A 24,245-nucleotide genomic window follows, 5' to 3' on the forward strand; every position below is an offset into this window, starting at 1 on the left:
GTTGGCATACGGACAGTGCGTCGATTAACTGTACCTAAACAGAATTTCGCGCACTGCCGGAGTCAAAAAGGCAAAAAGCCTTCCTTAAGCCTTAACCATCTCTTTTTCAATCAACTGAATCAGGATATGAATCACCTTAATGTGAATTTCCTGAATACGGTCAGCATAACCAAAATGCGGCACGCGAATTTCAACGTCTGCGCTGCCCGCCATCTTGCCGCCGTCTTTACCGGTCAGGGTGATCACTTTCATCCCCTTCTCACGCGCTGCCGCAACCGCTTTGATCACGTTGCCGGAGTTACCGGAAGTGGAGATCCCCAGCAGCACGTCGCCTTCGCGGCCAACGGCTTCCACATAACGGGAGAAAACATAGTCGTAACCGAAGTCGTTGCTGACGCAGGAGAGATGGCTCACGTCAGAGATGGCAATCGCCGGGTAACCCGGACGGTTTTCACGGTAGCGCCCGGTTAACTCTTCTGCGAAATGCATCGCATCACAATGCGAGCCGCCGTTACCACAGGACAACACTTTGCCGCCGGCTTTAAAGCTGTCGGCCAGCAATACCGCCGCGCGCTGAATAGCGTGAATATTGGCATCATCTTTCAAGAAGTTCGCCAGCGTTTCGGCCGCTTCGTTCAGTTCGTTACGAATAAGATCCTGGTACATGAGGATATCCTTCAGCATAAATGTAAATAACACTGCGCAGTGTACCGGATACTATTCCAGGCGAGAAGTTAAAGCCGTAGCGCCCCGTCGTTTTCATTTTCCGTGCGTAAAAAGCCCTCAACAATGTGAACCAGGTTGTAATTATTTTGTAAACACATTGCTAAAAGAAATCACATCCACTACAACCAATACATCACAAGTGGTCAGACCTCCTACAAGCAAGGGAGCTTTTCTTTATGATGATTTTGAGCATTATCGCAACGGTTGTTCTGCTCGGCGCGCTGTTTTACCACCGCGTTAACCTGCTGCTCAGCAGCGTGATCCTGCTGGCGTGGACCGCCGCGCTGGGCGTTGCGGGCCTGTGGTCTATCTGGCTGCTGGTGCCGCTCGCGATTATTCTGGTGCCGTTTAACCTGCCGCCGATGCGTAAAGCGTTGATTTCCGCACCAGCCTTCCGTGGTTTCCGTAAAGTGATGCCGCCGATGTCGCGTACCGAAAAAGAGGCCATCGACGCCGGGACAACCTGGTGGGAAGGCGATCTGTTTCGCGGTAACCCGGACTGGAAAAAACTGCACAACTATCCGCAGCCGCGTCTGACTGCCGAAGAGCAGGCGTTCCTCGACGGCCCGGTGGAAGAAGCCTGTCGCATGGCGAATGACTTCCAGATCACCCATGAAATGGCCGATCTGCCGCCGGAACTGTGGGCGTTCTTAAAAGAGCACCGCTTCTTTGCGATGATCATCAAAAAAGAGTACGGCGGGCTGGAATTCTCGGCTTATGCCCAATCCCGCGTGCTGCAAAAACTCGCGGGTGTCTCCGGTATTCTGGCGATCACCGTCGGCGTACCAAACTCTTTAGGCCCTGGCGAACTGCTGCAACACTACGGCACCCAGGAACAAAAAGATCACTACCTGCCACGCCTGGCGCGTGGGGTGGAAATCCCCTGCTTCGCGCTGACCAGCCCGGAAGCGGGCTCCGATGCAGGTGCCATTCCGGACACCGGCATCGTCTGCATGGGGGACTGGCAGGGCGAGCAGGTGCTCGGTATGCGCCTGACCTGGAACAAACGCTACATTACGCTCGCGCCAATCGCGACGGTGCTGGGCCTGGCGTTCAAACTCTCTGACCCCGATAAGCTGCTGGGTGGCGACGAAGAATTAGGCATTACCTGTGCGCTGATCCCCACCTCTACACCGGGCGTGGAAATTGGCCGCCGTCACTTCCCGCTGAACGTGCCGTTCCAGAACGGCCCGACCCGCGGCGACGATATCTTTGTGCCGATCGATTACATTATTGGCGGGCCGAAAATGGCCGGTCAGGGCTGGCGTATGCTGGTGGAATGTCTGTCGGTTGGTCGCGGTATTACGCTGCCGTCCAACTCCACTGGCGGCGTCAAATCCGTCGCGATGGGGATTGGTGCGTACGCTCATATCCGCCGCCAGTTCAAAGTGTCGATTGGTAAAATGGAAGGCATCGAAGAGCCGCTGGCGCGCATTGGCGGTAACGCCTACGCCATGGATGCAGCCGCATCGCTGGTGACCTACGGCATTATGCTCGGTGAAAAACCGGCGGTGCTTTCGGCAATCGTTAAGTATCACTGTACCCACCGTGGTCAGCAGTCAATCATTGATGCAATGGATATTGCCGGCGGTAAAGGCATCATGCTCGGCGAGGGCAACTTCCTGGCGCGTAGTTATCAGGGAGCGCCGATCGCTATTACCGTAGAAGGCGCGAATATCCTCACCCGTACCATGATGATCTTCGGCCAGGGCGCTATCCGCTGTCATCCGTATGTGCTGGAAGAGATGGCCGCTGCGCAGAATAACGACGTGGACGCCTTCGACAAACTGCTTTTCAAACATATCGGCCACGTCGGCAGCAATAAAATGCGCAGCCTCTGGCTCGGCCTGACACGCGGTTTAACCAGCGCCACGCCGACCCGTGATGCCACGAAACGTTACTACCAGCATCTGAACCGTGTGAGTGCCAACCTGGCGCTGCTCTCGGATGTGTCCATGGCGGTACTTGGCGGCAGCCTGAAACGCCGCGAACGCATCTCGGCACGTCTCGGCGATGTGTTAAGCCAGCTCTATCTCGCCTCGGCGGTGCTGAAACGCTATGACGACGAAGGCCGTCAGGAAGCGGATCTGCCGCTGGTACACTGGGGCGTGCAGGATGCGCTCTACCAGGCAGAACAGGCAATGCATGATTTACTGGAGAACTTCCCGAACCGCTTTGTGGCGGGCGCCCTGAGCCTGGTGATTTTCCCGACCGGTCGTCACTACCGCGCCCCGTCCGACAAACTGGATCACAAAGTCGCGAAGATCCTGCAAACCCCGAGCGCTACCCGTTCACGTATTGGTCGCGGTCAGTACCTGACGCCGAGCGAGCATAATCCGGTCGGTCTGCTGGAAGAGGCGCTGGTTGATGTGATGGCAGCGGATCCGATTCATCAGCGCATCTGCAAAGAGTTAGGCAAAAACCTGCCGTTTACCCGTCTGGACGTGCTGGCTCAGCAGGCGCTGGCAAGCGGACTGATTAATCAGGAAGAGGCCACACTGTTGAACAAAGCCGAAGTCAGCCGCTTGCGCAGTATCAACGTTGATGACTTTGAACCGGAGGCACTGGCGACTCAGCCGGTGGTAAAAACGCCGGAGAAAGTGCGTAAACCGGAAGCTGCCTGACGAAGTAAGCGGCTGAAAACGCTCTCCTCTTATCGAAACCCGCATCACGCGGGTTTTTTTATTTATCCTCATGCTACAGTGTGCAAATGCTGTCTTACGGGGAGTTGCTATTGTGCCTGGTTTAAAAATTACGCTGTTACAACAACCGTTAGTCTGGATGGATGGCCCCGCTAACCTGCGCCATTTCGATATCCAGTTAGAAGACGTCACCGGGCGTGATGTGATTGTGCTGCCGGAAATGTTCACCACCGGTTTTGCCATGGAGGCGGCGAAACAATCCATGCCGCAAGATGAGGTCATTGCCTGGATGCAGAGCAAAGCGCGCCAGACCGATGCGCTGGTCGCCGGTAGCGCCGCGCTGCAAACCGATCGCGGCCCGGTGAACCGCTTTTTGCTGGTCGAACCGCAAGGTAAGGTGCACTTCTACGATAAACGCCATCTGTTCCGCATGGCCGATGAGCACCACCACTACGAAGCGGGTAACGAGCGCGTGGTGTTTGAGTGGCGCGGCTGGCGCATTCTGCCGCTGGTCTGTTACGACCTGCGTTTTCCGGTGTGGTCGCGCAACCGCAATGATTACGATCTGCTGCTCTATGTTGCCAACTGGCCAGCGCCGCGCTCGCTGCACTGGCAATCTCTGCTGGTGGCCCGCGCGATTGAAAACCTCGCCTGGGTGGCGGGCTGCAACCGCGTCGGCACCGATGGCAACGGGCATCACTATCGTGGTGACAGTCGGGTTATCAGCCCGCAGGGCGAAATCATCGCCACCGCCGAGCCGCACCAGGCGACGCGCATTGACGCCGAGCTGTCACTCAGCGCGTTACGGGAGTACCGTGAGAAGTTCCCGGCCTGGCAGGATGCCGATCCCTTTACGCTGGGGTAACGCGATCCCCTCTCCCTGCCGGGAGAGGGTGCAAATCAACTCACTAACGCCTGCCCGTCTTTGCGGCTCTCTGTCGCCGCCACATAGTGACCTTCCGGCATGCGGTAAATGACCTGCGCACCACCAAAGTTATAGCCCGCCAGCGGATCTTCCACCGTTATCACATGCCCGCGCTCACGCAGCGCCGCAATCACGTTGCGATCAAAGCTTGACTCCAGCGCCACTTCGCGCCCCTGAATCACTCGCCAGCGCGGCGCATCAATCGCCGCCTGCGGGTTCTGTCCATGCAGCATTATGCGCAGCGCCATCTGCAAATGCCCCTGCGCCTGCATCGGCCCGCCCATTACGCCAAACGACATCAGCGGTTTACCGTCAGCGCCCATCGCAAAACCGGGAATAATGGTGTGGAACGGACGCTTGCTGCCCGCCAGCGCATTCGGGTGTTTTGGATCAAGCACAAAACCGCAGCCCCGATTTTGCAGGCTGATACCGGTGTCCGGCACCACAACGCCGGAGCCAAAGCCCATAAAGTTGGACTGAATAAACGACACCATCATGCCGCTGGCATCAGCGGTAGAGAGGTAAACTGTGCCGCTTTGCGTTGGGGCACCATAGACAAAATCAGACGCGTTATCCGGGTCGATCAGCGCCGCACGCGACTGCAGATAGTCGTCACTGAGCAGCAGTTCGGCGGCAAACTCCAGGTGTGCATCATCGGCAACATAGCGGTCAAGATCGGCCAGTGCCAGCTTCATGGCTTCAATCGCAAGGTGCAGCGACTGCACCGAGTCCGGGTGATAACGACCAATATCGCACTGCTCAAGGATGCCGAGCGCAATCAGCGTGGCGATACCCTGTCCGTTTGGCGGTAACTCTTGCACAGAACCACCGGCAAACTCACGCGACAACAACGTGACCCAATCGGCTTTGTGGTTCGCCAGGTCAGCCTCGCTCAGGTGTGCGCCGTGTGCTTTGGCGAAGGCGGCAATCTTCTGCGCCAGCTCACCGCGATAAAATGCCTCGCCATTAGTTTCGGCAATTAACGCCAGCGTGCGTGCCTGCGCCGGGTTACGAAAGATTTCTCCGGGTTTCGGCGCTCGCCCTTCCGGCGCAAAGCAGGCGCTAAAGCCCGGCTGATCTTTGAGTTTGTTATAGCCGCGCTGCCATAGATGACCAATCAGCGGCGAGACGGGAAAACCGTGGCGCGCATACTCAATGGCCGGTTGCGCCAGCGTGGTCAGCGGCAGTGTGGCAAAACGTTCCGCCAGCGCCACCCAACCAGACACGGCGCCCGGCACGGTGACGGCATCCCAGCCCAGTTCTGGCACTGCCGCTTTGCCCGCGAACATATCCGCATGCCAGCTTGCGGGCGAACGCCCGGATGCATTCAGCCCGTGCAGTTCCTTACCGTCCCAGACAATGGCGAAGGCATCGCTACCAATCCCGCAGCCGGTCGGTTCGACAACGGTGAGCGCCATCGCGGTGGCAATCGCCGCATCCACCGCGTTACCACCGAGCGCGAGCATCCGCATCCCGGCTTGTGCCGCCAGCGGCTGTGAGGTGGCTACCGCGTTGCGGCCCATCATTGGCGCGCGATGGGAGGCATAATTTACATTGAAATCAATCGCTTTGGTCATCAGAACTCCTTAGTCGTGGCGCGGATCGAGCGCGTCGCGCAGCCCGTCGCCGAGTAAATTAAATCCCTGCACGGTCAGAAAAATGGTTACACCGGGGAAAATAGACATCCAGGGAGCCTGTTCCAGAAAGCCCTTCGCGGTGTTCAGCATTGCGCCCCACGACGGATAGGGTGGTTGCTGGCCAAGGCCGAGAAACGACAGGCTCGCTTCGGTAATGATCGCCGAAGCGATCGCCAGCGTGGCCTGCACGAGGATCGGCGACATCACATTCGGCAGCACGTAACGCAGGATGATCCAGCGATCCGGCAGACCAATCGCCCGCGCGCCGTCGATATACTCTTCGTTGCGGATCGCGATCACCTGGCCGCGCGTCAGGCGGGCAAAGATCGGCATCGCCGACAAGCCAATGGCGATCATCGCATTGGTCAGGCTGGGGCCAAGAAACGCGCCCAGTGCAATGGCCATAATCAGAAACGGACAGGCGAGCAGCGCTTCAATAACGCGGGAAATCACACCGTCCCAGATGCCCTGGAAGTAGCCCGCCAGCAAGCCGAGCGGTACACCGATCGCGACCGCGATCACTACCGACACGCAGCCCGCCAGCAGTGAAGTGCGCGCCCCCCAAATCATGCGCGAGAGAATATCGCGCCCCAGCTCGTCGGTGCCAAACCAGTAAAGCTCCGACGGGGGTTTGCGGACTGCCAGAAAGTTCGCTTTGACCGGATCAAACGGCGCGATCCACGGCGCAAGCAGCGCAATCAGCACAAACACGCCGACAATCACCGCGCCAATCACCGCACTACGGTTAGCGAGGAATTTTTTCAGTACCCGGTTTTCCGTACGCGGCAGCGATGCCGCCACGCCGGTGGTGGACAGTTCGGCCATTATTCGCTCCGCATTTTCGGGTTGATTAACACATACAGCACATCCGCCAGCAGGTTCAGCGCGAGAAAACCGATTGCCACCACCAGCACGACACCCTGCACCACCGCGTAGTCACGGTTGAACACCGAATCAACAATCATCTTGCCGAAACCGGGAATGGTAAACACCTGCTCAGTCAGCACCGCGCCACCCAGCAGCTCGCCAAACAGCAGCGTGGTCAGGGTGATCACCGGTACCAGCGCATTACGAAACGCATGCTTCATGATCACCGCTTTTGGCAGCAACCCCTTCGCGCGTGCGGTGCGAATATAATCCGCTTTCAGCACCGCAATCATCGACGCGCGAGTATGGCGCATTAACGTCGCCGCCAGCCCCGTTCCCAGCACCAGCGCGGGCAACAACAGCGTGCGCAAGTTCTGCACTGGATCTTCACTAAATGGCACAAAACCAGACGCCGGCAGCCATTGCAGATTGACGGAAAAGATGAGGATCAGCAGGATCCCCAGCCAGAAGTGCGGCACCGAAATACCGGATATCGCGACAAAATTAGCGCCGTGATCGATCCAGCTATTCCTGTTCACCGCCGCCAGAATGCCCATGCTGATACCGAACAGCAGCGCAATAACCATCGCCAGCAGCGACATCTCCAGCGTCACCGGCAACTTGGTGGCAATCAGGTGCGTTACCGGTTCCTGCGTACGCAACGAGACGCCAAGATCGCCCTGCAACGCGCGGGTCAGCCAGTGAAAATATTGCACCGGGATCGGCGCATCCAGGTTCAGCTCCGCGCGCAACTGGGCGATGACCGCCGGATCGCGCTCCTCGCCCAGCATCGCCGTGAGCGGATCGCCGGGTAGCAATTTTTGCAAACCGAACACCATCATGCTGACCAGCAGCAGAGTCGGAACGGCGAGCAGCAGGCGTTTGCAAATCAATTCCAGCATGGTTTCTCCAGGCGATGCCGTTTAGTTGGCGAGCGACAGGCCCGCCAGACGCACAATGCCGTCCGGGTAAGGTTTAAAGCCCTGCACTTTTTTGTTCAGCCCAAACAGGCGCGGTTCAAAGTAGAGGTAGGCAATCGGCATATCCGTTTGCAACTGCTTCACGACCTTTTCATACAACGCCTGACGGGTTGCCGGATCGTTGTGCAAACGCGCCTGCGTCAGCCACTCATCGACCTGCGGGTTGCTGTAGCGACCATCGTTGAGCGTCCCTTTGCTATTAATGAAACCAAAGATGCTGCCATCGGGATCGGGGCGACCAGACCAACCGGAGTAGCTAAGCTGAAAATCGCCGCTCTGCTGCCTGTCGAGCAGCGTGGCGAACTCGGTCATTTGCAGATTGACATTGAAACCGGCTTCGGCGGTCATCGCCTGCAACACCTGTCCCACTTGCTGTGACGTCGGGTTGTTCGGCACCAGCAGTGAGACGGTGATCGGCGTCTTCACCCCTGCCGCTTGCAGCAGCGCTTTGGCTTTTTCCACATCGCGCGGCGCAACAGGCAGTTTGACGTGATAGGGGCTGACCGGTGAGAACGCCTGGTTCGCCGGGGCGTATAACCCTTCGAATACCACCTGGTTGAGCGCCTCGCGATCAATCGCCAGCGAGAACGCCTCGCGCACGCGCGCATCTTTGAACGGATCGTTGGCCGGGACGTTGCCGTTATTGATATTAAACGTGATGCCCTGATACCCAAGCCCCGTCACTTTCGCCAGTTGCAGTTTGCTGTCGGCCTCTACGGTTTTCACATCGCTGGCAGCAATCCCTTCGGTCAGATCGAGATCGCCTGCACGCAGGTTCGCCAGTCGCACGGAGGCATCCGGGATTGGCAGGTAGATCACTTTGTCGAAGTGGTACGCACCTTTGTTCCAGTAGTTGTCAAAACGCGACAACACAATGCGGTCTTGCGAGACGCGGCTGTCGAATTTATACGGGCCGGAACACACCGGATGCGCAGCGAAGTCCGGCTTTTTCGCCGCCTCCGGCGCCAGCATCGCGCCAGCGCGATCGGTTAACTGCATCAGCAACGCTGAGTCCGGCGTTTTCAAATGCAGCTTAATTTGCATCGGCCCGCTGACCTCCACGGACTCAATAGAGGAGATTTCACTTTTTCGCAGCGAACCGGGCAGCGTCAGCGCGCGATCGAGGCTGAATTTCGCCGCTGAGGCGTCAAATTTCTCGCCATCGTGGAAGGTCACACCCTCACGCAGATCCATGGTCAAGGTTTTGCCATCGTCGCTCCACGACCAGGCCTTCGCCAGCCCGGGCACCACTTTCAGGTTTTCATCCACGTCCACCAGCCGGTCGCACAGAGAAGCGAAGACAAAGCGGCCATAGTAAGTACGCGCCAGGTGCGGATCGAGCATATCCGGATCCGCGCCAAGACCCACGCGCAGCACACTTTCAGCCTGGGCAGGCAGCGCCGCGCCCAGCAACATGGCACTTCCCAGAACGGTCAAAAGCGAATTTCGCATCATCATTATTGTTTCCTTTAAGGGGAGGAGTGAGAGGCCGCGTGTTCAAACAGCGCGCGACGGCGCAAGAACGCGGCTGAGGGGGGAGCAATCTGAATCACGCTGCGGTCGCGGTTAATCTCTTGCCAGCGATGGCACGATACCTGGCGACCGCCTTCGAGTACCTGTGTGATGGGCTCACGTTGCTGGCACTCATCTGTCGAAAACGGGCAGCGGGTATGAAAACGGCAGCCCTGCGGCGGGCTTGCAGGATTGGGTAAATCGCCCTGCAACAGCGGTGTTTCGCGCACAATGCCGGGTTGCGGTTGCGGAGCAGACGCAATCAGCGCCTGGGTGTAAGGGTGCAGCGGCGCATCGAAGATCTCATCCACCGTTGCCATTTCCACGATTTGCCCAAGGTACATCACCGCCACGCGGTCGCTCATATGGCGGATCACCGCCAGCCCGTGCGCGACGATGATCATGGTTAAACCAAGCTGCTGTTTCAGCGTCTCCAGCAGGTTGACCACCTGCGCTTGCACCGACACATCCAGCGCGGAAACCGGTTCATCGCCAAGCAGCAATTTCGGCCCGGAAGCCAGCGCGCGGGCAATGCCAATACGCTGGCGCTGGCCGCCGGAAAACTCATGCGGATAGCGTCGCGCCCAGGCCGCAGGCAGGCCGACAGTACCGAGCAGTTCCGCCACTCGCGCCTGACGTTCTCCTTTCCCCATTTTCTGGTGCAACCACAGCGGCTCACCAACAATCTGCTCTACCGTCATACGCGGGTTGAGCGAGGCAAACGGATCCTGAAAGATAATTTGCAGCTCGCGCCGAAGCTGGTTTAATCGCGCACCGCTGGCATGGGTGATCTCCTCTCCCTGGTAGTAAACGCGCCCTTCGGACGCCGCCAGCAACCGCAATAGCAGGCGACCCAGCGTCGATTTTCCTGAACCGGACTCACCCACAATCGCCAGCGTTTCGCCGGGGTAAACCGCCAGGGAAATACGATCCACCGCAGTGACATACCGTTTTGGCGCGAACAAGCGGGTTGGCCCGGCAAAGCGTTTACTCAGGTCTTGAGCTTCAAGAATCGGCGTGCTCATGCGGTTTCTCCCAGCGCGATATGCTGTTCAAGAGGGACACGAAAACAGGCGACCTGATGGCCGCGCCCCTGCGGTGTGAGTGGGGGTTTTTCCTGATGGCAGCGCGTCTGCGCAAACGGGCAACGGGTGGCAAAACGACAGCCTTGCGGCATCGCTTCCGGCAACGGCACTGCGCCGGGAATGGTCGACAGTTGCCCTTTGCGCGCCCCCAGCGAAGGGATAGATCCCATCAGGCCAATGGTGTACGGGTGCTGCGGATCGGCAAAAATCGCCTCCACACTGCCCTGCTCCACCACTTGTCCTGCATACATCACCGCCACCTGCTGCGCCACTTCCGCCACCACACCGAGATCGTGGGTGATCATCAATACCGCCGTGCCGGTTTCGGCTTTCAGAGTGTTGAGCAGTGCGAGGATCTGCGCCTGAATCGTTACGTCCAGCGCGGTTGTCGGTTCGTCGGCAATTAACAGGCGTGGCTTGTTGATGAGTGCCATCGCGATCATCACCCGCTGGCGCATGCCGCCGGAAAGCTGGTGCGGATACGCTTTCAGACGCATCTCCGCGGCCGGGATCTGCACTTTTTCCAGGATGCGGAGCGCCGCCTCGCGCGCCGCGTTCGCCGACACGTTCTGGTGGCGTATCACCGCTTCGCTGAGCTGGTCGCCAAGCGTAAACGCCGGGTTGAGCGACGTCATCGGTTCCTGAAAAATCATCGCCAGTTCGTTACCGCGCAGGTCGGCATATTCGCGCGGGGAGAGTTGGCGCAAGTTACGCCCGCGAAACTGCATCTCACCGCCAAGGATCTGCGCGCTGGCGGGCAGCAGCCCCATTAACGCCAGCGAGGTAATGCTTTTGCCGCAGCCGGATTCGCCAACCAGCGCCAGCGTTTCTCCACTTTTGACAGAGAGCGAAATCCTGTCGAGTACGCTCACCGGGCTGCCAGCAAACTGCACTTCCAGGTTATGCAGACGCAGCACCGGCGCAGTCTCTTTAAACGGGATCGTCGTCATGGGGTATCGTCCTCAAGATGAATGGCCTGGATCAACGCATGTTGCAGGTCGAGCAAATGTTCGCGCATCGCCGTCGCCGCCTCATGCGGCTGGCGCTGGCGAATAGCGATCATGATGCGGTGGTGGTGATCGTTGTAGCGATCCACTTTCGCTGGCGTTCGCGCCAGTTCCCGCAGATGGTGCCAGGCAGGTTCGCGCCGCACCGCGTCAAGCGTGTCAAAAAGACCGAGCATCAGACGGTTTCCTGCCGCCTCGGCGATAGCCCGGTGAAACGCGCTGTCCCACAGCTCATTCAGATCCGGATCATCCGGGTTAACGTTGTCGATGCGTTCCAGCATGCGCTGCATCAGCGCCAGGTTTTCCGGGCTGGCGCGAAGCGCCGCCAGTCGCGCAAGACCGGGCTCAATTTGCAGACGGGCTTCCATCACTTCCAGCATATTGGTTTGTTGCACCAGTCCCTGTAGTGCAAGAGGTGCAACCGGTGCCGCAGGGCCAATAAAGGTGCCTTTGCCCTGTTTGCGCCAGATCCGCCCCTCCTCTTCCAGCACGTCCAGCGCGCGACGCACTTCGCGTCGCCCGACGCCTAAGTTTTCTGCCAGTTCACGTTCCGTGGGCAGAGGAGTCCCTGGTGTTGACTCATGCTGGTGAATTAGCCCACGAAGTTGTTCCAGCGCCGTACTGGAATTTGCCAGATAGCGTGACGGTTTTTCCATATTGGTTCATCCGCGTTTCGCGTTATCTTTTCATTTAATTACAGACAGTTATTGATCATCCCGTCTGTATGCCCCGTGATTTACTAAGCAATTCGCGAACCAATACGTCATTGGTTCGATAAATTTTTGTTAATACTTTGATTTATTAATGTTTATTTTTTTGCTAACGCAGAGGAGGTAGCAGGCACCTGTGGATACAGGCGATGAAATGCACAGTTAGCGTGCAAACCATGCACTAAAAGGGAAGAAAGGAACCAAAGAGGGAAGAACCTGAATGCGCCAGGGACGTAGTGATGAGGAAGCAAAATAACCCGTTCTCAATCACTACGTCGAAGACAGAAACCAACACAACCTGCCGCGCCTGCAAACCCGGCCTGCTCTCAGCATGGCGAATTCACTATTACAGCAGCCACGGTTCAGGTGTGCCCGAACAGAATGGCAGGTTGATATTTTTACCGTGATTCTCGATAACCGCACGCTGGCACGGTGGTAACAGCTTAACGCTACGCTGCGTGAATCAGCTTTCCTACCGCAAGGCTCAGGGCGCGCAGCGCCTGGGCGACATCGCTACAGGCCACGCTTTCTGCCGGGTGATGGCTGATGCCTTTATAACAACGCACAAACAACATGGCCGACGGCCAGCGTTCCGCAATGGCGATAGCGTCATGCCCTGCCCCGCTCGGCAGAGATAACACCTTCCCCTGCACGGTGTGAACCGCATCGGCCAGTTCTTCACGCAGTGGCATATCGCACGGCGTGGCGGCGATGGTGTAAAAAATGTCGTGGCGGAACTCAAGCCTGCGTTGCCGGGCGATGCGGTTGGCTTCCTCCAGCAAGTGGTTGAGCAACGCTTCGCGCTTATCATCCTGCGGGCTACGGATATCGAGCGTAAGCCCAACCGCGCCGGGGATCACATTCACCGCACCGGGTTCGCATTGCAATGTGCCAACGGTGGCGACCATCTCCGGGCCGGCATCTATCGTTGCCTGCTCGATAATCTGTATCCATTCGGCGGCAGCGGTCAGTGCATCACGGCGATGACGCATCGGCACCGTACCGGCGTGCCCGGCCTCACCGGTAAAACGGCAACTAAGCCGCCGCGCACCATTGATGGCAGTCACCACACCGAGCGCCAGATCCGCGTCTTCCAGCACCGGTCCCTGTTCAATATGTAGCTCCAGATAGGCGGAAAAATCCTCGACCGGGCGCTGCGCAGTAGCAATCTGCGCAGCATCCAGGCCGGCCTGTTCCAGCGCCTGCGCCACGCTGACGCCCTGCGCATCTTCACAGGCCAGCCACGTTTGCGGCCAGCTACCGGTCAGCCCACGGCTGCCAAGCAGCGCGATGTTAAACCGCGTGCCCTCTTCATCAGCAAAACCGACAATCTCGATCGCCTGCCTGCCGCGCAGGTTGGCCCGGTTCAGGCCATCAACGACCTCAATCGCCGCCAGTACACCAAGCATACCGTCGTAACGCCCGGCATCGCGCACGGTATCAAGATGCGAACCGAGCAGCAGCGCCTGGCTTCCCGCTTCGATACCTTCGTAACGGCCAAAAATATTGCCGACCGCATCCTGCCAGGTGCGCATCCCCGCCTGCTGCATCCACCCGGCAACCAGCGCATTTGCCTGCAAATGCTGGGGCGAGAGATAAACACGGGTGAGTTGGCCCGGCGTTTCGCTGATTTGCGCCAGCGCATCACAGCGCTGCATAACCCGGCTGGCGGCTTGCGCGGCATCGAAAGACGTCATCATTAACTGACTCCTTCGTAAATATCCCATGCCGCCTGCATACCCGCTCCCTGAACGGTGCGAAAACCCAACCGGTTCAACACCGCTTCCAGCGCGGTCAGCGTTTGCAGCACGCAATCTTTGCGCGCGTTATAGCCCATGGTGCCGATGCGCCAGATCTTGCCCTGCAGCGGGCCAAACGAGGTGCCAATTTCAATATGAAAATCTTCCAACAGACGTTTACGAACCTCTTCGCCATGCACTTCCTGCGGGATGTGCACACCGAGAACATTGTTCATCTTGTGCCGGATATCGCCGAACACTTCCAGCCCCATGCCCTGGATGCCCGCCAGCAGCGCGCGCCCGTGCAGTTCGTGGCGCGCAATCAGCTTATCCATGCCCTCTTCAAGCATAATGCGCGCGCATTCGCGGGCGGCGAACAGCATGCTGGTCGCTTCCGTGTGGTGGTTCAGACGTTCCGGCCCCCAGTAATCCATCACCATGCCGAGGTCGAAATAGTTGGAGTAGATCATCTCCTCTGCACCATCCTGATGCGCCTCGGTGCGAATGCCTTGTTCTACGCATTTGCGCGCGCGTATAGCGGCTTCCATGCGCGGGCTGAGGGTAATGGGCGAACTACCGGACGGGCCGCCAAGACACTTCTGCAACCCGGCGGAAACGGCATCTAAGCCCCATGCATCGCTTTCTAACGGGTTACCGCCGAGCGAGGCGGTGGCGTCGGTATAAAACAGCACATCATGGCGGCGGCAAATTTCACCTAATTGATCCAGCGGTTGCAGCATGGTGGTCGAGGTATCGCCGTGTACCGTTAACAGCAGGCGCGGCTTGATGCGAACGATGGCGTCTTCAATCTGACCCGGGCGAAACACCTCGCCCCACGGCACCTCAATGGTATGGACTTCAGCGCGGCAGCGGCGGGCAATTTCACACAGCAGATGACCAAAACGGCCAAACACCGGCACCAGCACCTTATCACCCGGGCGAATGGCAGAAACGAGGATCGCCTCGATACCCGCGCGTGAGGTGCCATCCACCAGCATCGTCCAGCGGTTTTCAGTGCGAAATACCTCGCGGTAGAGCGCCATCACTTCGTTCATGTAGCCGGTCATCACCGGATCGTATTGCCCTACCAACTGGCTCGCCATCGCCCGCAAAACACGCGGGTCGGCGTTGATTGGCCCCGGCCCCATCAACAGGCGCGAAGGCGGATTAATTTGCGGGAACTGCTGGAAATCAAACATGGGCGCGTCCTTTAGTCTGCGACAGCGTAAGAAATGAAACAAAAGATTCTTTGAATTAAATTCTGCAACTAATGTGCCACAGGCAAAAAAACGACACCAGCGCTGGCTAGCCGCTATTTGATGGCGAAAACCATAAGAAAACGGGGCGTTTAACGCCCCGTCATAACACATCAGAATGGTGCATAAGCACCGTTATAGTGCATTAACGGTGTTCAAGCTCATCCAGTTCATCGTACAGCGAAGCGATGTGGTGAATTCGCTGGCGCCCTTCGCTCAGCGCGGTGTGCAGCACGGCATTGGACAACAAATTAACCAGGCTCATGGCGCTGCTGTAGCTGTCGAACGCGGAGACGCTCTCCAGCGGCAAACCGATGTGCCAGCGGCACAGCGGCTTAATGCTGGCCGCCTGCGGTTCACTGATTGCCAGCAGCGGAATACCCTGCTGATGCAACACGTCCAGCAGCGGGCGCACTACGCGCGGGCGGCGGCGAAAAGCCACCACCACCACCATATCGTTCGGGGTGATGTCGACCACTTCTTCCGCCAGCGTCTGTCCCGGCTGCGGCATCAGCAGCACCTGACCACGGCTTTGCAGCAGTTGCTGGCGCAGATGTAGCGCCACGGGGGCGCTATTACGCAGGCCCAAAATAAAAACCCGCTTCGCCGTGTTGAGTGCGGTGACGATGTCGGCGAATTGCCCGGCATCCAGCGTATTGACCCACAGCGTCAGGTTCGCCATCTCCTGCTTGTAATGGCGCGCCAGCAGTGTGTTGCCCTGCACCGCGTCGCGGTTCTCGGTCAGCGGCATACCGCTCTGGCGCAGCGTGCGCAGTTCATCGCGCATCTCTTTGAAACGATCGTAGCCCAGGCGCTTAAACAAACGGCTGACGGTCGCTTTTGATACCCCGCTCAAACGCGCCAGTTCGGCGCTGTTGTAGCTCACCAGATCGTCGAAATGATCAATGATAAACGAGGCAACTCGTTGTTCTTGTGGGGATAGCTCGTCAAAGCTCGCCCGTAAACGCTCATCCAGCTGCTGCATAGCTTCTCCTGCAACTTTTGTTTCAGGCTAAGCTGACACAGTGAAACACCTGCCGTCAATCTGGAACAGCTCTTGCTTAGTGTTCTGCACTTACCCGCAGAAAACAGGAAGCGTGACGATGCAAAGTAATATGGCCCCCTCCGGCATGGCGGTGACACCGCACCATCTCGCCAGCGAATCGGCGTTGTCGGTGCTGCGCCACGGTGGCGACGCAATTGAAGCGATGGTAGCGGCAGCAGCAACCATTGCGGTGGCCTACCCGCACATGAACGGCATCGGCGGCGACGGCTTCTGGTTGATTGTGCCGCCAGAGGGCGAACCGCTCGCCATTGACGCCAGCGGTGCGGCCGGGCAACACGCAACATGCGAGTTTTACGCAGGCCACGCGAATATTCCCCATCGCGGGACGCTTGCCGCGCTAACCGTACCCGGCACGCTCAGCGGCTGGGATGAGGCGCTGAAGGTTTCTGCCGCGCTCGGTGGCGGGCAGCTTCCGCTCTCACGGTTACTGGCCGATGCGATTCGCTACGCCGCCGACGGCATTCCGGTCACCCAGTCGCAGGCCAGCGCCACGCAAAGTAAATATGCGGAACTGGTGGATATCCCTGGTTTTGCAGACACCTTTTTACCGCAAGGCAATGCCCCGCTGGCAGGCAGCCGTTTTTGTCAGCCGAAACTTGCCCGCACGCTGACCCAGCTTGCCACCGAAGGGCTGGAGAGTTTTTACCGTGGCCCGCTGGCGCAGTTGATCGCCAGCGAAATGCAGGCGTTGGGTTTACCCATAACCGCCCAGGATCTGGCGAACCATCGCGCCCAACGCCGCGTGCCGTTGAAGCTCAGCCATAGTCAGGGCGACATTTTCAATATGACACCGCCGACGCAGGGGCTGGTATCGCTGGCCATCCTCGGCATTACCGATCATCTGGAGATGGCGCAGGCCAGCGAAGTGCAGACCATTCACCGCATTGTGGAAGCGACCAAGAAAGCCTTCGGCCTGCGCGATCGCTACATCACCGATCCGCGCCACGTCACGCTGCCAGTACAGAGCCTGCTGGAACAAGCGCCGCTGGAGCAACTGGCGGCCAGCATTGATGAGCAACGCGCCGCGCCCTGGGGTCAGGGGAAAGGGCCGGGCGATACCGTGTGGATGGGGGTTATCGATAAAAACGGGCTGGCGGTGTCGTTTATCCAGAGTATTTATCACGAATTTGGCAGCGGCGTGGTGCTGCCGGAAAGTGGCGTGCTGCTGCAAAACCGTGGCGCGGCCTTTAGCCTTGATCCGGCGCATCTGCTGGCGCTGATGCCAGGTAAACAGCCGTTCCACACCTTAAACCCCGCCGCCGCGCGGCTGAAAGATGGGCGCACGCTGGTTTACGGCACCATGGGTGGCGACGGTCAGCCGCAAACGCAGGCCGCCATTTTTACCCGCCATGTAATGCAGGGCATGCCGTTGCAGGAGGCGGTTTGCGCCCCACGCTGGTTGCTGGGTCGCACATGGGGGCAGCTATCCGATAGCCTGAAACTGGAAGGACGCTTTAGCGAAGAGACATTCCAGGCGCTGCGGGCGTTGGGGCATGAGGTTGAGTGGTTGCCGGGAATGAGCGAAGCGACCGGTCACGCAGGGGCGATTGTGCGCCACACCAGCGGCATGCTGGAAGGGGCTTACGATCCGCGCAGTAATGGCAGCGCGGCGGGATTTTAAGGGGCGATGATGAATACACCATTTGACTGGCCGACCTATATCCGGCTGATGGAACAACTGCTTAATGTGCCGCTGGATAACGCACGCCGCGCCGAGCTGGAAATCCAGCTCGCCAGAATCGCCGCGATGGCGCAACCGCTAATGGCTTTTACGCTGCCGCACCGCCAGGAAGGCGCAGGAGAGTACCGGTTATGAATTTATCGATTGCTGATATTCAGCATGGCCTGCGGGAAAAAACCTTTAGCGCCAGTGAACTGGCGCAGCAGACGCTGGTGTGTATTGAGCGCGACAATCCGCGCATCAACGCCTTCACAACCATCACTGCCATGCGAATGCTGGCTGAGGCCGCGCAAATCGACCGGCAAATCGCGAAGGGCGAAGCATTGCCCGCGCTGGCAGGCGTACCCTATGCGGTGAAAAACCTGTTTGATATCGAAGGTGTCACCACGCTTGCCGGGGCGAAACTCTTCAGCCAGCAACCGCCCGCAACGGCCGATGCTTTTGCGCTTCGCCGGTTGACACGCGCGGGCGCGATGCTCGCTGGCGCGCTGAATATGGATGCCTACGCTTATGGTTTTACCACCGAAAATAGCCATTACGGCGCAACGCGCAACCCACGCGATCCGCAGCGTATCGCGGGCGGCTCGTCCGGCGGTTCGGCGGCGGCTGTCGCGGCGGGAATGGTCAATTTTTCGCTTGGCAGCGACACCAACGGTTCAATCCGCGTGCCCGCTTCGCTGTGCGGTATTAACGGGCTGAAACCAACATTTGGCCGCCTGTCGCGCAGCGGTAGCCATCCGTTTGTCGCCAGCCTCGATCATATCGGCCCGCTGGCGCGTAGCGTTGAGGATCTGACGCAGGTGTATGACGCTTTGCAGGGGCACGATCCCGAGGATCGCTGGCAATCGGATCGTGCCTGTGATGCGGCCTTGCCGCAGTTGCATGGGGAAAACAGGCTGCGCTGCGCCGTGCTGGAGGGGTATTTCACAAGCTGGTGCGATGAGGATGCGCGCCAGGCCGTTGCCCGTGTGGCGCGAGCGCTGAATGCTGACAATGCGATGACGCTGCCGGAAGCAGAACTGGCGCGAACGGCAGCCTTTTTGCTGTCGGCGGCGGAAGGCGGCAACCACTATTTACCCGCCCTGCGTACCGATGCCGATACGTTTGAACCCAACTCACGCGAACGCCTGCTGGCGGGCGCGATGACGCCCTCGGCCTGGTACACGCAGGCACAGCGCTTCCGCGCCTGGTTTCGCGACAAAACGCTGCCGCTTTTTGATAACGTTGATCTGCTGTTAGCCCCGGCAACACCCTGCTGTGCCACACCGATTGGCGCGCAGACCATGCACATTAACGGCGTCGATTTACCCATAAAAGCGAGCATGGGGATGCTGACGCAGCCCATCTCCTTTCTTGGCTTGCCGGTGGTGACCGTGGCGCTGAAAACCGCCAGCGGTTTACCGATAGGCGTACAGATTATTGGCGCGCCCTGGCAGGAAGCGCGCTGTTTACAGGCCGCCTGGCGGCTGGAGCAGGCCGGTCTTCTTTTCCCACAGGATGCAGCATGAACCGAGATAATGTTGATCGCCCGGCGATCCTCAATGAAGTGACCACCGCGTTTTACCGCTATGAGCAGGCGCTTATCAGCAACGATATTGATGTGCTGGACGAGCTGTTCTGGGATGACTCACGCACTGTGCGTTACGGCGCGACCGAAAACCTGTACGGCATCGCCGCGATCCGAGATTTTCGCAACGCGCGCCCCTCAAGCGGGCTTGAGCGCGTGCTACGCAATACCACTATCACCACTTTTGGCGATGATATGGCGGTGGCGAGCACCGAGTTTACGCGGGAAAACAGTGAGAAAATTGGCCGCCAGATGCAGACCTGGGTGAAGTTCCCGTGGGGCTGGCGCATTGTGGCGGCGCATGTGAGTGTGATGGGGTAACAAAAAACCTCTCCGTCAAAGGAGAGGGAGAAAATCAACCTTCGTGCAGCCCGCATTCGCGTTTCAGGCCGAAGAAGCGGGTCTCTTCTTCTGCCATGCCCGGTTCCCATTTGCGGGTGGTGTGCGTGTCGCCCACCGAAAGGTAGCCCTGATCCCACAGCGGGTGGTAATTCAGCCCGTGTTTTTGCAGGTACTGGTAAACCGTGCGGTTATCCCAGTCGATAATCGGCAACACTTTGAACACACCGCGCTGGATAGCCAGCACCGGCAATGTGGCGCGGCTGCCGGATTGCTCGCGGCGCAGCCCGGCAAACCAGGTTTTGGCGTTCAGTTCGGCCAGCGCGCGGTTCATCGGCTCGACTTTGTTGATGTGGTTATATTTTTCAATCCCTTCAACGCCCTGCTCCCACAGTTTTCCGTAGCGCGCTTCCTGCCAGGCCGGGCTTTGCTCGGCGCGGTAGATTTTCAGGTTCAGCTTGAGCTTGTCCGTTAGCTCGTCGATAAACTGGTAGGTTTCCGGGAACAGATAACCGGTATCGGTGAGGATCACCGGGATATCCGGGCGCACCTGGTTTACCAGATGCAGGCTCACCGCCGCCTGAATGCCAAAGCTTGAGGAGAGCACATATTCACCCGGCAGGTTTTCCAGCGCCCAAGCGACACGCTCTTCAGCGCTGAGTTTCTCAAGCTGCGCGTTGGTTTCAGAAAGCTGCAGTATGCGGTCTACTTTGGGCAGCTCGTTTAGCGCGTTCAGATCGAGTACGGACATATTGACCTCTCTTATCACCTCTTCCTCCCCGGCCGGAGAGGAAGGATTCAGGCGTTATTCCCAGAAATCCCGCGCCGGATCGAGCACCGGGCGGATAATTCCAGCGCGGATGGTGAAGTCGCCAAAACCTTCGCCCTCTTCACGCTCGTTCGCCCAGCGGGCGACCAGTTCATCGATAGCGCTCAGAATTTCGGGTTCAGTAATGTTTTCGCGGTACATGCGCGGAATGCGTGTGCCACTGCGATTACCGCCGATATGCAAGTTATAGCGTCCCGGCGCTTTGCCGACCAGGCCGATTTCCGCCAGCATCGCACGACCGCAGCCGTTCGGGCAGCCAGTCACACGCAGCACAATGTGGTCATCGCCCACGCCGTGTTTTTCCATCACCGCTTCGACTTTATCGACAAACGAAGGCAGGAAACGCTCAGCTTCCGCCATCGCCAGCGGGCAGGTCGGGAACGACACACAGGCCATTGAGTTTTCGCGCTGCGGTTTTACCGCGTCCATCAGCCCGTGGCTGCGCGCCAGTTTTTCGATCTTCGCTTTCTGACTTTCCGGCACACCGGCGATGATCAGGTTCTGGTTAGCGGTAATGCGGAACTCGCCTTTGTGGATCCTGGCAATTTCCAGCAAGCCGGTTTTCAGCGGACGGCCCGGGTAATCCAGAATACGGCCGTTTTCAATAAACAGCGTCAGGTGCCATTTATTGTCGATGCCTTTCACCCAACCGATGCGATCGCCACGACCGGTAAATTCGTACGGGCGGATCGGTTCAAATTTGATCCCGGCGCGGCGTTCAACTTCCGCTTTGAAGGTCTCAACGCCAACGCGCTCCAGCGTGTATTTGGTTTTGGCGTTTTTACGATCGGTGCGGTTGCCCCAGTCGCGCTGCGTCGTGACCACCGCTTCCGCGACCGCCAGCGTGTGTTCCAGCGGCAGATAACCGAATTCGCTCGCCGTGCGGGCGTACGTTTTCTTGTTGCCATGCTCGATAGACAGACCGCCGCCAACCAGCAGGTTAAAGCCCACCAGCTTGCCGTTTTCCGCAATCGCCACGAAGTTCATGTCGTTGGCGTGCAGATCAATGTCGTTCTGCGGCGGAATAACCACTGTGGTTTTAAACTTACGCGGCAAGTAAGTCTGGCCCAAGATCGGCTCTTCATCCGTGGTCGCCACTTTTTCCTGATCGAGCCAGATCTCGGCGTAAGCGCGCGTGCGCGGCAGCAGATGTTCAGAGATCTTTTTCGCCCACTCGTAGGCTTCAGCGTGCAGTTCAGATTCGTACGGGTTCGAAGTACAGAGCACGTTACGGTTCATGTCGTTGGCGGTCGCCAGCGCGTCCAGCCCAACAGAGTGCAGCATCTGGTGCGCCGGTTTCACATTTTTCTTCAAAATGCCGTGAAACTGGAACGTCTGACGGTTGGTCAGGCGGATGCTGCCGTAAATGGTGTTGTCGTGGGCGAATTTATCAATCGCCTGCCACTGTTTAGTGGTGATGACGCCACCCGGCAAACGGCAACGCAGCATCATCGCGTGGCGCGGTTCCAGTTTCTGCTCGGCACGCTCGGCGCGGATATCGCGATCGTCTTGCTGATACATGCCGTGAAAACGGATCAGCAGAAAGTTGTCGCCGTTGAAGCCGCCGGTCAGACCGTCATGCAAATCTTCCGCAATCGTACCGCGCAGGTAGTTGCTTTCGCGTTTCATACGTTCGGCGTCGGTCAGTTTGCCTTCGACCACCAGTGGGCCGGGGTGTTTTTCGCTCATTAGTAGACATCTCGCTGATAACGGCGCTCAACGCGCAGCTCACTTAAAAATTCATCCGCCGCTTCGGTGTCCATGCCACCAAATTCGGCAATCACATCCAGTAAAACCTGCTCAACGTCTTTCGCCATGCGATTGGCGTCGCCGCAGACATAAATGTGCGCACCGTCGTTGATCCAGCGCCACAGTTCCGCGCCTTGCTCGCGCAGTTTGTCTTGTACGTAAACTTTTTCTTTTTGATCGCGGGACCAGGCCAAATCGATGCGGTTCAGCACGCCCTCTTTCACATAACGCTGCCACTCAACCTGGTAGAGGAAATCTTCGGTAAAGTGCGGATTGCCGAAGAACAGCCAGTTTTTGCCTGGCGCTTCATCGGCGGCGCGCTGTTGCATAAAGGCGCGGAACGGCGCGATACCGGTGCCCGGCCCAATCATGATCACCGGCGTTTGCGGATTCGTTGGCAGGCGGAAATTATCGTTATGCTCGATAAATACGCGAACTTCGCCCTCTTCTTCTACGCGATCGGCGAGGAAGCTGGAGGCGCCGCCCGCACGGGCGCGGCCTTCGACGTCATAACGCACCACGCCGACGGTGATATGCACTTCGCTCTCTACTTCCGCCTGCGAAGAGGCAATCGAGTAAAGGCGCGGCGTCAGCGGGCGCAGCAGGCCAATCAGCGCATCCGCATCCAGCTGCGCCGGAGAGAAACGCACCATGTCGACAATCGGGGTGGTCGCGGCGTAGTGCTGCAACTGCGCTTTATCGCCGACCAGCGGCAGCAACGATTCGCTACGCGTCAGGGTGGCGTAATTCTCCACGATATTGGCGGTGTTGACCGTCAATTCGTAATGCCATTGCAACGCTTCGGCGAGCGGCAGAGTTTTGCCATCGACCGTGACGGGCTCATCGCCTTTCAGCCACAGCAGCTCAACAAGCTCTTTGACTAACGCAGGATCGTTCTGATACCAGACGCCGAGCGCATCGCCCGGCTGATAACGCAGACCGGAGTCGCCCAAATCGATTTCGATATGGCGCACATCTTTTTCTGAATCACGCCCGGTGATTTTCTGGTTAACCGACAGGCTTGCGCTAAGTGGTGCTTCTTTGGTGTACGGGCTGGAGAAAATTTCATTCACCGCACCACTGGCGGCGACAGCGGTTTGCGCAGGCGTAGAGGCTGGCGCACGGGCTTTCAGCACCTCAACCACACGGGCGCGCCATTCTGCTGCTGCGGCCTGGTATTCGACATCCGCATCGACGCGATCCAGCAGACGTTCAGCGCCCAGCTCCGCCAGCTTGCTGTCGAAATCTTTCCCGGCCTGGCAGAAAAATTCATACGAGGTGTCGCCCAGACCGAAGACCGCAAAGGCGGTGCCATCCAGTTTTGGCGCTTTTTTCGAGAACAGGAATTTATGCAGCGCAACGGCTTCTTCCGGTGCTTCCCCTTCACCCTGCGTAGAGGCAACGACGATCAGCAGTTTCTCATTCGCTATCTGTTTGAATTTGTAGTCGCCCGCGTTGACCAGCGTGACATTGAGTTTCGCCGCCAATAAGTCATCGCGCAGTGCTTCGGCTACACGGCGGGCGTTACCGGTCTGCGAGGCAGAAATCAGCGTAATCGAGGAAGCTTCTGCTACCGGCGTCGCAGCGACCGTCGCGCCAGTTGGCTGCTGATTCAGCACGCCCCAGAAATAGCCGGAAACCCAGGCGAGCTGAGTGGGTGTTAAATCAGTGGTGGCCGCCTGGAGGCGAGCCAGTTGCTCCGGATTAAGCGGAAGCAACGCGGAAGGTGGGACCTGGGTCGTCATGCGTCGTATTGTTCCAGTAGCAATTCCCTTTCGTCTTTCGCGCAGCTTGTGAACGCGCCAATGCCGCGAAATCCATGGGGATATAATTTTAAAAAAGTGAAGTGAAACTAAGGTTAACGGTGGGGATAATAACAATTAAAGAAAGGTTGGAAATAATAAATAACCAAAAGAACTAACCTGTTT

Annotated in this window: 20 protein-coding genes; 6 read left to right on the forward strand and 14 right to left on the reverse strand. The window is 58.3% G+C overall.

Annotated features, from left to right (window positions below; translation table 11 throughout):
* Nucleotides 1-84 precede the first annotated feature (84 nt).
* Nucleotides 85-666: a D-sedoheptulose 7-phosphate isomerase gene (gene lpcA, locus C813_RS41255; RefSeq protein WP_017458774.1), complete on the reverse strand. Its 582-nt coding sequence runs from the start codon at nucleotides 664-666 to the stop codon at nucleotides 85-87.
* Between the two features lie 236 nt (nucleotides 667-902).
* Between lpcA and fadE the strand changes: the two genes are divergently transcribed.
* Together fadE and C813_RS41265 are read left to right on the forward strand one after the other, a co-directional pair.
* On the forward strand, nucleotides 903-3,350 hold the full coding sequence (gene fadE, locus C813_RS41260; protein ID WP_017458773.1) for an acyl-CoA dehydrogenase FadE: 2,448 nt from the start codon (nucleotides 903-905) through the stop codon (nucleotides 3,348-3,350).
* Nucleotides 3,351-3,462: 112 nt separating this feature from the next.
* On the forward strand, nucleotides 3,463-4,233 hold the full coding sequence (locus C813_RS41265) for an amidohydrolase (RefSeq protein ID WP_017458772.1): 771 nt from the start codon (nucleotides 3,463-3,465) through the stop codon (nucleotides 4,231-4,233).
* A gap of 35 nt (nucleotides 4,234-4,268) precedes the next feature.
* On the opposite strand, the gene C813_RS41270 is transcribed toward C813_RS41265, so the two are convergent.
* The 10 genes from C813_RS41270 to C813_RS41315 all read right to left on the reverse strand — a co-directional run bounded on the left by C813_RS41270 (nucleotide 4,269) and on the right by C813_RS41315 (nucleotide 16,071).
* Nucleotides 4,269-5,870, reverse strand: a complete 1,602-nt coding sequence (locus C813_RS41270; protein WP_017458771.1) for a gamma-glutamyltransferase family protein — start codon at nucleotides 5,868-5,870, stop codon at nucleotides 4,269-4,271.
* Between the two features lie 9 nt (nucleotides 5,871-5,879).
* The gene (locus C813_RS41275) at nucleotides 5,880-6,755 is read right to left on the reverse strand and encodes an ABC transporter permease (RefSeq protein WP_017458770.1); all 876 of its coding nucleotides are present in this window, start codon (nucleotides 6,753-6,755) and stop codon (nucleotides 5,880-5,882) included.
* A complete protein-coding gene (locus C813_RS41280; protein WP_017458769.1) occupies nucleotides 6,755-7,699 on the reverse strand; it encodes an ABC transporter permease in 945 nt (314 codons plus the stop codon). Before C813_RS41280 ends, C813_RS41275 begins: the two co-directional genes overlap by 1 nt.
* A gap of 21 nt (nucleotides 7,700-7,720) precedes the next feature.
* Nucleotides 7,721-9,235, reverse strand: a complete 1,515-nt coding sequence (locus C813_RS41285; protein WP_017458768.1) for an ABC transporter substrate-binding protein — start codon at nucleotides 9,233-9,235, stop codon at nucleotides 7,721-7,723.
* 11 nt (nucleotides 9,236-9,246) lie between these two features.
* Nucleotides 9,247-10,314 carry an ABC transporter ATP-binding protein gene (locus C813_RS41290; protein ID WP_017458767.1) on the reverse strand — a complete coding sequence of 356 codons (1,068 nt, stop codon included), beginning with the start codon at nucleotides 10,312-10,314 and terminating at the stop codon, nucleotides 9,247-9,249.
* On the reverse strand, nucleotides 10,311-11,324 hold the full coding sequence (locus tag C813_RS41295; RefSeq protein ID WP_017458766.1) for an ABC transporter ATP-binding protein: 1,014 nt from the start codon (nucleotides 11,322-11,324) through the stop codon (nucleotides 10,311-10,313). The genes C813_RS41290 and C813_RS41295 overlap by 4 nt, the downstream gene beginning before the upstream one ends.
* Nucleotides 11,321-12,037, reverse strand: a complete 717-nt coding sequence (locus C813_RS41300; RefSeq protein ID WP_017458765.1) for a FadR/GntR family transcriptional regulator — start codon at nucleotides 12,035-12,037, stop codon at nucleotides 11,321-11,323. The genes C813_RS41295 and C813_RS41300 overlap by 4 nt, the downstream gene beginning before the upstream one ends.
* 503 nt (nucleotides 12,038-12,540) lie before the next feature.
* Nucleotides 12,541-13,791, reverse strand: a complete 1,251-nt coding sequence (hpxK, locus tag C813_RS41305) for an allantoate amidohydrolase (protein ID WP_017458764.1) — start codon at nucleotides 13,789-13,791, stop codon at nucleotides 12,541-12,543.
* Nucleotides 13,791-15,029, reverse strand: a complete 1,239-nt coding sequence (locus tag C813_RS41310) for a pyridoxal-phosphate-dependent aminotransferase family protein (RefSeq protein WP_017458763.1) — start codon at nucleotides 15,027-15,029, stop codon at nucleotides 13,791-13,793. The genes hpxK and C813_RS41310 overlap by 1 nt, the downstream gene beginning before the upstream one ends.
* 202 nt (nucleotides 15,030-15,231) lie before the next feature.
* The gene (locus C813_RS41315; RefSeq protein ID WP_017458762.1) at nucleotides 15,232-16,071 is read right to left on the reverse strand and encodes a MurR/RpiR family transcriptional regulator; all 840 of its coding nucleotides are present in this window, start codon (nucleotides 16,069-16,071) and stop codon (nucleotides 15,232-15,234) included.
* A gap of 118 nt (nucleotides 16,072-16,189) precedes the next feature.
* Here C813_RS41315 and ggt point away from each other — a divergent pair, with 118 nt between their 5' ends.
* Genes ggt through hpxZ form a run of 4 tightly spaced genes read left to right on the forward strand, consistent with a single transcriptional unit; the run spans nucleotide 16,190 to nucleotide 19,721 of the window.
* Nucleotides 16,190-17,773, forward strand: coding sequence for a gamma-glutamyltransferase (ggt, locus tag C813_RS41320; RefSeq protein WP_017458761.1), 1,584 nt, complete (start codon nucleotides 16,190-16,192; stop codon nucleotides 17,771-17,773).
* A 9-nt stretch (nucleotides 17,774-17,782) separates the two neighbouring features.
* Nucleotides 17,783-17,968 carry an oxalurate catabolism protein HpxX gene (gene hpxX, locus C813_RS41325; protein ID WP_017458760.1) on the forward strand — a complete coding sequence of 62 codons (186 nt, stop codon included), beginning with the start codon at nucleotides 17,783-17,785 and terminating at the stop codon, nucleotides 17,966-17,968.
* The gene (locus tag C813_RS41330; protein ID WP_017458759.1) at nucleotides 17,965-19,341 is read left to right on the forward strand and encodes an AtzE family amidohydrolase; all 1,377 of its coding nucleotides are present in this window, start codon (nucleotides 17,965-17,967) and stop codon (nucleotides 19,339-19,341) included. The genes hpxX and C813_RS41330 overlap by 4 nt, the downstream gene beginning before the upstream one ends.
* A complete protein-coding gene (gene hpxZ, locus C813_RS41335) occupies nucleotides 19,338-19,721 on the forward strand; it encodes an oxalurate catabolism protein HpxZ (protein WP_017458758.1) in 384 nt (127 codons plus the stop codon). The genes C813_RS41330 and hpxZ overlap by 4 nt, the downstream gene beginning before the upstream one ends.
* 34 nt (nucleotides 19,722-19,755) lie before the next feature.
* Here hpxZ and cysH read toward each other — a convergent pair whose 3' ends face one another.
* Genes cysH through cysJ form a run of 3 tightly spaced genes read right to left on the reverse strand, consistent with a single transcriptional unit; the run spans nucleotide 19,756 to nucleotide 24,062 of the window.
* Nucleotides 19,756-20,490, reverse strand: coding sequence for a phosphoadenosine phosphosulfate reductase (gene cysH / locus C813_RS41340; protein WP_017458757.1), 735 nt, complete (start codon nucleotides 20,488-20,490; stop codon nucleotides 19,756-19,758).
* A 54-nt stretch (nucleotides 20,491-20,544) separates the two neighbouring features.
* Entirely contained in the window at nucleotides 20,545-22,257 is a 1,713-nt protein-coding gene (gene cysI / locus C813_RS41345) for an assimilatory sulfite reductase (NADPH) hemoprotein subunit (RefSeq protein WP_017458756.1), read from the reverse strand.
* A complete protein-coding gene (gene cysJ, locus C813_RS41350; protein WP_017458755.1) occupies nucleotides 22,257-24,062 on the reverse strand; it encodes an NADPH-dependent assimilatory sulfite reductase flavoprotein subunit in 1,806 nt (601 codons plus the stop codon). Before cysJ ends, cysI begins: the two co-directional genes overlap by 1 nt.
* Nucleotides 24,063-24,245 lie beyond the last annotated feature (183 nt).

Origin of the sequence: Kosakonia sacchari SP1, assembly GCF_000300455.3 — a bacterium.
Classification (GTDB): domain Bacteria; phylum Pseudomonadota; class Gammaproteobacteria; order Enterobacterales; family Enterobacteriaceae; genus Kosakonia; species Kosakonia sacchari.